Annotated in this window: 10 protein-coding genes and 1 riboswitch; of the genes, 7 read left to right on the forward strand and 3 right to left on the reverse strand. The window is 27.0% G+C overall.

Annotated features, from left to right (window positions below):
• Positions 1-50: 50 nt before the first annotated feature.
• Positions 51-1,874, reverse strand: a complete 1,824-nt coding sequence (gene typA / locus Q3223_RS18190) for a translational GTPase TypA (RefSeq protein ID WP_054270580.1) — start codon at positions 1,872-1,874, stop codon at positions 51-53.
• 210 nt (positions 1,875-2,084) lie between these two features.
• Here typA and Q3223_RS18195 point away from each other — a divergent pair, with 210 nt between their 5' ends.
• The 6 genes from Q3223_RS18195 to Q3223_RS18220 all read left to right on the forward strand — a co-directional run bounded on the left by Q3223_RS18195 (position 2,085) and on the right by Q3223_RS18220 (position 8,182).
• Entirely contained in the window at positions 2,085-2,327 is a 243-nt protein-coding gene (locus Q3223_RS18195) for a hypothetical protein (RefSeq protein WP_021384973.1), read from the forward strand.
• 145 nt (positions 2,328-2,472) lie between these two features.
• Positions 2,473-2,664, forward strand: coding sequence for a hypothetical protein (locus Q3223_RS18200; RefSeq protein ID WP_003424459.1), 192 nt, complete (start codon positions 2,473-2,475; stop codon positions 2,662-2,664).
• A gap of 299 nt (positions 2,665-2,963) precedes the next feature.
• Complete coding sequence (locus tag Q3223_RS18205; RefSeq protein WP_407812341.1) at positions 2,964-5,462, forward strand: heavy metal translocating P-type ATPase; 2,499 nt, start codon at positions 2,964-2,966, stop codon at positions 5,460-5,462.
• A gap of 159 nt (positions 5,463-5,621) precedes the next feature.
• Positions 5,622-6,290, forward strand: coding sequence for a response regulator transcription factor (locus tag Q3223_RS18210; protein WP_003424455.1), 669 nt, complete (start codon positions 5,622-5,624; stop codon positions 6,288-6,290).
• The gene (locus Q3223_RS18215) at positions 6,274-7,551 is read left to right on the forward strand and encodes a cell wall metabolism sensor histidine kinase WalK (RefSeq protein WP_054270578.1); all 1,278 of its coding nucleotides are present in this window, start codon (positions 6,274-6,276) and stop codon (positions 7,549-7,551) included. The genes Q3223_RS18210 and Q3223_RS18215 overlap by 17 nt, the downstream gene beginning before the upstream one ends.
• 409 nt (positions 7,552-7,960) lie before the next feature.
• Complete coding sequence (locus Q3223_RS18220) at positions 7,961-8,182, forward strand: hypothetical protein (RefSeq protein ID WP_054270577.1); 222 nt, start codon at positions 7,961-7,963, stop codon at positions 8,180-8,182.
• Positions 8,183-8,394: 212 nt separating this feature from the next.
• Here the strand turns inward: Q3223_RS18220 and Q3223_RS18225 are convergent, their stop codons facing one another.
• The gene (locus Q3223_RS18225) at positions 8,395-9,159 is read right to left on the reverse strand and encodes a DeoR/GlpR family DNA-binding transcription regulator (protein WP_054270576.1); all 765 of its coding nucleotides are present in this window, start codon (positions 9,157-9,159) and stop codon (positions 8,395-8,397) included.
• 272 nt (positions 9,160-9,431) lie between these two features.
• On the opposite strand from Q3223_RS18225, the gene fsa reads away from it, so the two are divergent.
• On the forward strand, positions 9,432-10,106 hold the full coding sequence (gene fsa, locus Q3223_RS18230) for a fructose-6-phosphate aldolase (RefSeq protein WP_054276903.1): 675 nt from the start codon (positions 9,432-9,434) through the stop codon (positions 10,104-10,106).
• Between the two features lie 123 nt (positions 10,107-10,229).
• Here fsa and Q3223_RS18235 read toward each other — a convergent pair whose 3' ends face one another.
• Positions 10,230-11,624, reverse strand: coding sequence for an SLC13 family permease (locus tag Q3223_RS18235; RefSeq protein WP_407812342.1), 1,395 nt, complete (start codon positions 11,622-11,624; stop codon positions 10,230-10,232).
• Positions 11,625-12,011: 387 nt separating this feature from the next.
• A riboswitch (purine riboswitch) is annotated at positions 12,012-12,114 on the forward strand.
• Positions 12,115-12,127 lie beyond the last annotated feature (13 nt).

Below are 12,127 nucleotides of genomic sequence, written 5' to 3' on the forward strand. Positions count from 1 at the left end.
GATATCTTTTAGTATGTATGGCTATTTTATTAACTAGAGATAAATATATATTATTTACCTTGTCTAGATTTATTATATCTTAATCTATCATGTTCATTTAAGAATCTTTTTCTAAGTCTTATAGAATCAGGTGTGATTTCAACTAATTCGTCATCTTCTATAAATTCTAGAGCTTCTTCAAGAGTAAATATTCTAGGTGGAGATAGTTTTATAGCATCATCTGAACCAGAAGCACGTACATTACTCATTTTTTTATTTTTACAAGGATTGACTACCATGTCGTCTTTTCTAGAATTCATACCGATTATCATACCTTCATAAACTTCTACACCAGGGTCTACGAACATTACAGCTCTATCACTTAAAGCATTAAGAGAATAACCCATAGTAACACCAGGTCCTTGTGCTATTAAAACACCATTTCCTCTTGAAGGTATCTCTCCTTTGAATTCTTCAAACTTTTCAAATGAACGAACTAGAGTACCTTCTCCACGAGTAGCATTTATAAATTCACTTCTATATCCTAAAAGACCACGAGTAGGTGCTAAGAATTCTATTTTTACATAGTCTCCTTCTATTGACATAGATTCCATCATACCTTTTCTTAAGTTCAATTCGTTTATAATAGTACCAGAATAAACTTCAGGACAGTTTACAACAACTCTTTCTACTGGTTCCATTAATTTTCCATCTTCTTTATGCATTAAAACTTCAGGTTTAGAAACACCAATTTCATAACCTTCACGTCTCATATTTTCAAGTAGTATAGATAAGTGAAGTTCTCCACGTCCAGAAACTTTATATCCATCAGTAGTTTCAAGAGGTTCAACTTTAAGCCCAACATTCACTTCAAGTTCTTTTTCAAGTCTATCTTTTAAATGTCTAGTTGTAACAAACTTTCCACTTTTTCCAACAAATGGAGAGTCATTTACTAAGAAGTTCATTGAAAGAGTAGGTTCTTCTATTCTTATCATTTCCATAGGTAGTGGATTATCTAAATCACATAGAGTTTCTCCTATAGATATATCTGGTATACCAGCTATAACAACTATTTCTCCACTAGTAGCTTCATCAACTTCAACTTGTTTTAAACCTTCATACACAGAAAGTTTTGATACTTTTCCTTTAGATACAACAGAATCTTCTCTACATATAGCAACTTGTGTATTGCTTTTAAGAGTACCTTTGTAAATTCTACCTATACCAAGTCTACCTACATAATCATCATATGCAAGGGCTGATATTTGGAACTGTAAAGGTTCATTGTCATAATCAGGATAAGCTTCAACATGATTTACAATAGTTTTAAATAGAGGAGAAAGGTCTTCACTATCATCATCCATTTCAAGTTTAGCTATACCTTGCTTAGCTATACCATATATTATAGGGAATTCACATTGTTCATCTGTTGCATTTAAGTCTACAAATAAATCGAAAACTTCATTAACTACTTCTTCCGCTCTTTGGTCTTTTTTATCAATCTTGTTTATAAATAATATTGGTTTTAAACCGAACTCTAAAGATTTTTGTAAAACGAATCTAGTTTGAGGCATTGGGCCTTCACTAGCATCAACTAATAAAATAACTGTGTCAACAGTTTTCATAACACGCTCAACTTCAGAAGAAAAGTCGCTATGTCCTGGAGTATCAACTATATTTATTTTATAATCTTCATAGTTTATTGCACAGTTTTTTGAATATATAGTTATGCCTCTTTCTTTTTCAAGGTCGTTACTGTCCATAACGCAGTCTTTGACTACTTCGTTCTTTCTAAAAACACCACCTTGAGAAAGGAACGCATCAACCAATGTTGACTTTCCAGCATCAACGTGGGCTATAACTGCGATATTTATAATTTTATGTTTTTGTGACATCTTTGTTGCTCCCTTCGATTAAAATAACTTACTAATTATATCACAATATATTATTAGGTACAAGGAGAAATAGATTAAAATGTATTAATATAGCTCAAATTGAACAAAAATGCTAGTTTTGTATATAAAAATTTATTTTGTTTAAAAAATTTTTATATACAAATAATAGATTTATAAATGAAAATATTAATAAAAAGCAAAGGATGATATATGTTGGAAGTAACAAAAATAATAATTAAGTATTTTGCTAGCGAAAGTGATACTTTCTTAAAAGAAGAGATTTGTAATTTTGATGAGCTATTAGAATGGTCTCATAAATTTATTGAAGGTAAAAAGACAGAAGATGTTTTATATATAAAGTCTAAAGAAAACTACAAAGTAAATGTAATTAAATCTTTGGAAATTAAAGAATTGGAAATAATAAGAAAACAACAGATACCACCATACATGTAATAATAATATATAAAATGTCTATATAATGTTGATAATATGATAAAAATGGAATTTATGGAAATAATTTATAACAAAAAAGATTTTTATAAAATTTATATTTGGGTATAAAACTATTAATTAGACATTAATTAGGAGGAACTTAAATATGATAAGAGTATGTCCAAACTGTTCAAATGTGGATGTAAATAAGTTAAAAACTTTAGTTGGAGAAGAAAATGTGAAGACTGGTTGTATAGGTCAATGTAGAGCATTTAAAAAAGAAGCTGTCGGGATAATAGACAATGAGCTTGAAATAAAAGAAACAGAAGCAGAATTTTTCGAAGCATGTAAGGAATAAACTATAAATAGAATATAAATTATAAGAAATAGAGTATATAAATTGTACAAACATTAAACAATTTATATACTCTATTTTTATTTATATATTTAATTAGGAGTATACTTTTTTAGTAAATACAAATAAATATAACTAATAAATTTATTTATAAAAAATTATAAAAAAATATTGATTAAGCATACCTATAGGGGGTATAATAAAAATATAGATTTCTAAATAAATAATTTATCAAGATTACATATCAAAGTGCAAAATTATAAATTGATTGAAAACATGTTAAAAGAAAGGACGGATTTATTATGAGTTCAAATAAAGTAGTAGAAAGTTATAAAATCACAGGTATGACATGTGCAGCCTGTGCAAAGGCAGTAGAAAGAGTAACCAAGAAAATGGATGGAGTATATGACCAGAGTGTAAATATAGCTACTGAAAAACTTAAAATAGAATATGATAATTCTAAAGTTAGTTTTGATGATATAAAACAGGTTGTAGAAAAAGCTGGATATGGAATTGTAAAGGAAGAAAGTAATAAAAAAATTGATATGAAAATTGATGGAATGACATGTGCAGCTTGTGCAAAAGCAGTAGAGAGAGTAGTAAAGAAATTGGATGGAGTAGAGAACATTAGTGTAAATATAGCAACAGATAAAGCTAATATAGATTATAATCCATCAAAGGTAAAATTATCTCAAATAAAAGCAGCTATTGAAAAAGCTGGATATAAGCCAATAGAAGAGGTAAGAGATAAGGTTGATGTAGATGAAGATAAATTAAGAAAAGAAAAAGAAATGAAGTCTTTATTTGTTAAATTTATAGTTGCAATAGTATTTGCAGTTCCATTGTTTTATATAGCAATGGGACCTATGATAATAAGGCCTATAGGGCCATGGCCTTTGCCAGAGATTATAAACCCTATGACGAATACTTTGAATTATGCATTAATTCAGCTGATTTTAGTAATACCAGTAATGATAGCTGGATATAAATTTTATATAAATGGATTTAAAGCACTTTTTTCTTTAAGCCCTAATATGGATTCTTTAGTTGCAATTGGTACATTAGCAGCATTTTTGTATAGTTTATATACAACAATACAAATAGCAAATGGACAAATTCAAGGTATGCACCATCATCAGTTATATTATGAAAGTGCAGGAATAATAATAGCACTTATTTTACTTGGCAAATATTTAGAATCAAAATCAAAAGGAAAAACATCAGAAGCAATTAAAAAACTTATGGGATTACAACCAAAAACTGCAATAGTATTAGTGGATGGTAAAGAAGTAGAGACTCCTATAGAAGAAGTAGGAATTGGAGATATAATATTAGTAAAGCCAGGTACTAAGATACCAGTAGATGGTGTCGTAATAGAGGGATATACATCAGTTGATGAATCTATGCTTACAGGAGAAAGTATACCAGTAGAAAAGAATGTTGGAAGTAAAGTTACAGGAGCTAGTATAAATAAAAATGGAGTTATTAAGTTTAAGGCTGAAAAAATCGGTGGAGACACAGCTCTTGCTCAAATAATAAAATTAGTTGAAGATGCTCAAGGTACAAAGGCACCTATTGCCAAACTTGCAGATACTGTGTCTGGATATTTTGTACCAATAGTAATTGCAATAGCAGTAGTGGCATCATTATTGTGGTTTTTAGTAGGTGGAAAAGATATAGTCTTTGTACTTACTATCTTTATATCAGTGCTTGTAATTGCTTGTCCTTGTGCACTAGGATTAGCAACACCAACTGCTATAATGGTTGGGACTGGAAAAGGCGCAGAAAATGGTATATTGATAAAAGGTGGAGAAGCATTAGAATCTGCACATAAAGTAAATACAGTAATATTTGATAAAACAGGAACAATAACAGAAGGAAAACCAAAGGTAACAGATATTGTATTAAATAATGTAGAAGAAGAATATCTTATTAAGATTGCTTCAAGTGCAGAAAAAGGTTCAGAACATCCTCTTGGTGAAGCAATAGTAAGATATGGTGAAGAAGAGAATATAAAATTGGAAAAAGTTGACGACTTTAAAGCTATACCAGGTGCTGGTATACAAGTTATTATCAATAAAGAAAATATATTACTTGGAAATAAAAAACTTATGAATGATAATAATATTCTTCTTGAAGATTTAGAAGAAAAATCTAATGAGTTGGCAAGCCAAGGTAAAACACCTATGTATATAGCTGTAGATGGAAAGTTGGCAGGAATAATTGCAGTAGCAGATGTAGTTAAAGAAAGTAGTAAAAAAGCAATAGAAATCCTTCATGATATGGGAATAAAAGTTGCAATGGTAACTGGAGATAATGTAAAAACTGCAAATGCTATAGCAAGTCAAGTAGGTATAGATATGGTGTTAGCAGAAGTATTACCAGAAGATAAGTCTAAAGAAGTTGAAAAATTACAAAACCAAGGCAACTTTGTTGCAATGGTAGGAGATGGAATAAATGATGCTCCAGCCCTTGCAAAAGCAAATATAGGTATAGCAATAGGAAGTGGAACTGATGTAGCAATTGAGTCTGCAGATATAGTACTTATGAAGAGTGACTTGATGGATGTTCCAACAGCAATTAAACTTAGTCATGAGACTATAAAAAACATAAAACAAAACCTATTTTGGGCATTTGGATACAATACGATTGGTATACCTGTAGCAGCAGGATTATTGTATATATTTGGAGGACCTTTGTTAAATCCCATGATTGCAGCAGCGGCTATGAGTTTAAGTTCAGTTTCAGTTGTTTCAAATGCACTTAGACTTAAAAATTTCAAACCATATAAAAGAGATTAGATTAAAAAGTTAAATAAAATGTATAAAAAAGAGCTATCTTTAAATTAAAAGAATTAATTTACAAATTAAGATAGCTCCTTTTTCATGTAAAATTCACAACAATGATATAAAATATAAGTAATGTAGGAAATTTCAAATAAAATAGAAAGGATTGATAGAATGAACTCGTCAATACTTGTAATTGAAGATGATTCAAATATACAAGAATTAATATCAGAATTTTTAAGTGCAGAAGGTTATCAAGTTGATACAGCCAATGATGGGTTGGAAGGTATACAAAAGTTTAAACAAGGAAGTTATGATTTAGTTATATTAGATATAATGATGCCAAATCTAGATGGTTATGGGGTCTGTAAAATGATAAGAAAATCATCAAGTGTTCCAATTATATTTTTGACTGCTTTGAATGATGAAGGGGACCAACTTAAAGGCTTTGACCTAGAATGTGATGACTATATAACAAAGCCATTTTCATTTAATCTTCTTATAAAAAGAGTAGAAGCTATTTTGAGAAGAAGTAACAAAACTATAAATGATAAATTTATAGTTTTTGAAAAATTAAAGTTAGATTTAAACACATATATAGCTGAGATAGATGGAGAACCTATAGAGCTTACACTAAAAGAGTTTAATATATTGAAAGCTCTAATAGAAAAGTATCCACAGGTTATAACTAGAGAAGGTCTTTTAGATAGTATATGGGGTTATGACTATTATGGAGATACTAGGATTGTAGATGCACATATAAAAAATATAAGAAAAAAAATATCATTACCATATATTAAAACTGTAAAAGGGATAGGATATACACTTGAGAAGGATATTTGATAAGTGGGAAAAGTTAAGCATAAAGTATAAGTTATTTTCTATAACGACATCATTATTAATAGCATTAGCTTTAATAATATATTTAATTTTATATTTTTTATTGCCATCATATTATCATGAGTATAAAATTGAGTCTCTTCAAGAAAGTTTAAAGTCTTTAGTAGATAGTTCGATTCATTTTGATACGTATACTCTAGAAGAAAGACTTTATTATATGGCTAAAGACCAAAATCTTGCTATTTTATTAAAAGATAGTCAAGGAAAAATCGTATATGGTAAAAATGAAGTAGTTATTTTAAGATACAGTAAGTACATGATTAATAGCATTGAGGATGAATATAGAACATCTATACCTATATATACTAAAGATGCAAAAGATGGGCCATATACTTTGGAACTCGTTATGCCATTACAGCCAATTGATGAAGCAAACGAAGTTATAAGAAAGTTAATGCCATACATCATATCAATAGCGATATTAATAGCAATTATTGGAGCCTATATATATTCGATTGTAATAACAAAACCTCTGATAAATATAATAGAGAGTGAGAGAGAACAAGAATATAGGAGAAAGGATTTTGTCGCCACAATATCACATGAACTAAAAACTCCAATAACCATAATAAGTGGTCAAATTGAAGGGATGATTTATAGTGTAGGTAAGTATAAAGATAGGGATACTTATCTGAAAAAATCATATGAATGTACACAAGAATTAAAAGATTTAGTAAATGAAATGATAGAAGTTTCAAAATCAGAGATACTTGAAAAAGATTTGAAGCTTGTATCAATAAATATAAGCGAACTTTTAAATAGATTGGTAAAAAGACAAGTATTTTTAATAGAAGAAAAACATATGAAAACTATTTTAAAAATAGAGGAAAATCTAGAAGTAAAAGCAGACCAAGAAAGAATAACTAAGGCAATTAATAATATAATAAATAATGCCATAAAATATTCTCCTGAAGGTTCAGAGCTTATAATTAGACTTTATGATAAAAATAAACGTATAAATAAAAAGACTTCTAATCAAAGGGTAATTTTAGAAATTGAAAATACTGGTGTAACTATAGAGAAACGTTATTTAGAAGAAATATTTAATCCGTTTTATAGAATAGAAAAATCTCGTTCACGAAAAACTGGAGGAAGTGGACTTGGACTTTATATAGTCAGTCAAATTTTTAAAAGTCATGGATTTGATTATAGTATAAAAAATAAAGAAAACTCTGTAGTATTTACAGTCGAATTTAAAAATTGATTTGTTTGAATAAATAATATAGAAGTTTCAATAATAGTTCATTCTAAAATCATAAAAAATTCATACTAAAAATGTATTATATAAATATAAATAAAAAAAGTTTTAAACCATAGAATACACCAAACTATAATGATGAGATTTTATTACATCCTCCATATAAGTCATCATTATAGTAATCCCAACAATTAAGTTATTGTGAATTTAGAAAATAACATCGAGCATATAGTTTATGTTTGATGTTATTTTTATTTTGAAACAAGAAATATTTAATCTATCGAAATTTATATATTTAAGCACTATTAAATTACATTTAATGACTTAAAAATTATAAGTGATATTGCAAATAAATATATGTACTTTGGGAAAAATAAATATAGAAAATATTATATTTACAGAGGAGGTAGTTTTGATGGATAGATTAAAAAGAGACATGAAAAATATGAAAGAAGATATAAAAGACGGTGTTAAAAAGACAGCTTATGTAATGAAGAATACTGCTGAGGATTTAAAAGATGATGCACAAGGTGCTATGGTAAACTTAGAAATGAAAAAAGACGAAATGATGGAAAGATACGAGCAAAAAAAATTTGCTAAAGAAATAGAAAAGCAAATGAAAGATGAAATGAAATAAGATTTATATATAGTGTATAATAGTATTAAATTGTTTGTTAAAGAAATAGACTTTCTAAAAATAACTGTATTAGATTTAGAAAGTCTATTTCAAATTAGTTTTAACTACTAAATTCAATTGTAAAATAATTATTAGAAAATTAGGTTTTTTAAGCTTCTTTATAAAATAATAATTTATATTTATAAGTAAATCTATAAAGTGTGTAATTGAGTTTATAAAACATTTACATTAAATTCGGATAAAGTGTTTACTATATCAGGAGTAGGAGATTTTTCTGTAATTATAGAACTAATATCTTCTAAGTGAGCAAATTTAAAGTTTCCATCAAATTTAAATTTTTTATCTTCCATAACTATAAATACTTTCTTACTTGAATTTATTATAGCTTTTTTTGTAAGCCCATCTTCAATTTCAAAAGTTGTAAGTGAAGAGTTAAATACATCCACACCACAACTACCCATAAAGGTCTTGTCAAATTTATATTTTGATATAAAGTCTATAGTTGGAGTGCCAACAAATCCATCAAGACTAAGATTTAATAAACCTCCAGTAGAGATTATATTTAAATTATTTGGTCTTGAAGTAACTACATTTAGTATGTCCAACATATTTGTCACTAGTGTCACCTTTTTATTACTTTCAGCTAGAAGTTTTGCCAGTAAAATATTAATTGTAGAGATGTCTAAAAATATAGTTTCTCTATCTGTAATTAGATTAAATGCTTTCTCTGCTATTATTTTCTTTGTTGGAATGTTGATTTCTTTTCTATCTTTTGTATCTTGGTTTTCTAAGGTTTCTCTGGCTAATACAGCTCCACCATAAATTCTTCGTATTGAAGAGATTTTTTCTATATTTTTTAAGTCTTTTCTTATACAATCTTCTGTAACGTTAAATTTAGAACTGAGTTCTTTTACAGTAACTCTACCTTCTTTTTTTAGGATATTTAATATAGCTTGAATCCTTTCTTCTGCAAACATTTTTTACCTCTTTTCCTAATGTAGTATTATAGTAAATATTATAAGATAAAATACCATATATCAACTATTTTAACATGGAATACAAAATTAATTTAATATAAAAAGTATATTTTTGATAATTATATATTTAGAATTTAATAAATAAAGAGATTATAAAATTAAAAAGAAAAGCAAAACAATAATAAAAAAGAAAAAACAATAACAAAATTATTGAAAATAATACCAAATCAATATATAATAAGAATAAATAAAAACTAAAGGGGGATATTTTAATGCAACTAATCTTAGATACAGGTAATGTAGAGGAGATTAAGGAATTATGTACTTGTTTACCAATAGATGGTGTAACTACAAATCCAAGTATTGTCTCAAAAGAAAAAAAGAATTTTAAGCAACTCATAAATGAGATTGGTGAAATTATAGGTGAGGATATGCCTATACATGCTCAAGTGTTAAGTAAAAAGTATGAAGAAATATTAGAAGAGGCATTATATATAAGTAGTTTGAGAAAAAACATATATGTAAAAATACCTGTAACACAAGATGGTTTAAGAGCTATAAAAGACCTTCATAAAAAAGGGATAAAAATAACTGCTACTGCAATATTTACAGCACATCAAGGTTTTTTGGCTGCAAAAGCTGGAGCAAACTATATTGCGCCTTATGTAAATAGACTTGATAATATATCTGGCGATGGAGTATCTATGGTTTCAGAGCTTATAAAAATAATAGATACATATAAAATGGACACAAAAGTACTTGCTGCAAGTTTTAAAAATGCACAACAAGTTATAGAATTAATGCAAAATGGAGTACATAGTGTTACAGTACCATACGATATTTGTAAGGCTATGATGAATCATCCATTGACAGACTGGAGTGTAGATAAGTTTATAGAAGATTGGGAGAATACTTTTGGAAAAGGTAGTAAAACAAATAATATCTAGCATTATAATTAAAAAGTGGTTTTATGCCTAATTATGTAAGTAGACTTGTATTAAAAGGTGAAAATATGAATTATTTTTAATAATTTAAGCTATTATTTTAAGTTAATTCATATTTTCATCTTTTTAGATTTCTAAACCTATGAATCTCCACCAGGGGAATGTCACACATATTATTATAAAATAAGTTAAAGGAATTAAAGTTAAACCATACTTAAAAATAACCTTGCTATTATACAGATTTTCACCGTGTCCAACCATTATTGTTGCATGATGGAATGGTAGTATGTACTGTATACTTACTATGATATAGACAAATAGGCATAATGTAATGCTATTTTCTTTTAGTATGTGCAAACTTCCAAGCAATGGTATTACCACAGATGATGTAGTAACAGCACTTCCAAGACATATATTCAATACTATTGTTAGAGTTATTAAAAATAAGATTGAAATAATTTCTGAAGAGTGTGGTATAAACTTTATCAAATAATTTCCCATTATATCTACAACTCCAGAGTACTTTAATACTCCTCCAATTGAAAATGCCGCTACGAAAAAAATAAGGACTTTCCAGTTTATTTCTTTTAAAGTATTGAATCCAATTATTTTTCTTAATAATAAAAGAAGTACACAAATTGACATTATGATTAGAGTGTTTATGTTATGTATAAACTGGGTCAAAAACATAAAAAACATTATTCCTAGGCATAAAAAAGTGTATTTTTGTTCCTTATTCAATAAATTAAACTCCATTTTAAAATTAGAATATGAAAATTGAAATTTATTAGAATCAAGATTTTTGTTAGAAATAAATTCTATTGAAGCTAATTCTTTTTTAAAAATAAAAATAAATAAAAAATAAGTTACAAGACAAGTAATTATAGTTGGAACAGACATATAAAAAGCCCATTGACCCCAATTTATATTACAGTTTCCAAGTTCTAATACAACGTAGTTTAAAAGGGTATCTCCATTTATAAAAAACATAGATGTAAAGGTAGATGCTGTAAATATGCTAAATAAAAGTATAGATTTTGAATCTTCAGTTATTTTTTGTTCTTTTAAAAACTCTTTGTAAAAAGCTGATACCAAAATGACCCTTGGGAATGGTTGTGGAATAAAAAATATTAACAAGATACCTAAAATATATGATAAAAGAATCATTTTTTTAGGAGTGTTAACAATATTTAAAATTAATTTTTCAGAAATAATCCTTGCAACACCTGTCTTTGTAACTGCATTAGTAATTATGTAGGCAAGGACTATTATATAAAAATTTTCTGTAAATAAAAATTGTAAAATTACATTTAAGGGTGCAATGTTAAAAATAAATGCTAGAATTACGAAAAATAATGCAACTACAGTTTTTTCAACAGAGTCTATAGCCCAAATTAAGATGGTCAAAAAAGATAAGCATATAGAAAATTTTATATTAAAACTGTAATTAAGAGAAAGGTACAGAATTATTGTAGCTATAATAGTCATATAAAATTTTTTTGGCTTAAGAATAATACCCATTTTTATATTCACCTCCATAATTTATTATATCATAATGGAGGTAAATACATTTTATCAAAAGATTATTCATTGATTATATGATTTACAATAACTTTAATTTTTTGATACCCTTTATGGCATATAGTTAAATTCTTCACTTTGTTTTTTTAAAATAAAAAATTTATCAATTCATTATAATATAATCTTAGAGTAAGCTTTATATTTCAACTATAAATAAATTGTATTAAAATATCATATATTTTTCGAAAATGTAAAGAATATAATTATAATCGGGATAAGAGAAATTAATACTTAATATAATCGAATATTAATACAAAATCAGTATAATATATACGTATATATTGACAAAATTAATTATATAAATTAAAATAATATTCGTAAAGAAAAAATAATGTTTTGGATTGTATAACATATAATTTTGACAATATGGGTCATAAGTTTCTACCGGAATACCGTAAATATTCTGACTATGTATACTATTATTTAGTTAATTAAATATTTAA

This window comes from Clostridioides sp. GD02367, from assembly GCF_045900275.1.
Taxonomy (GTDB): domain Bacteria; phylum Bacillota; class Clostridia; order Peptostreptococcales; family Peptostreptococcaceae; genus Clostridioides; species Clostridioides difficile_A.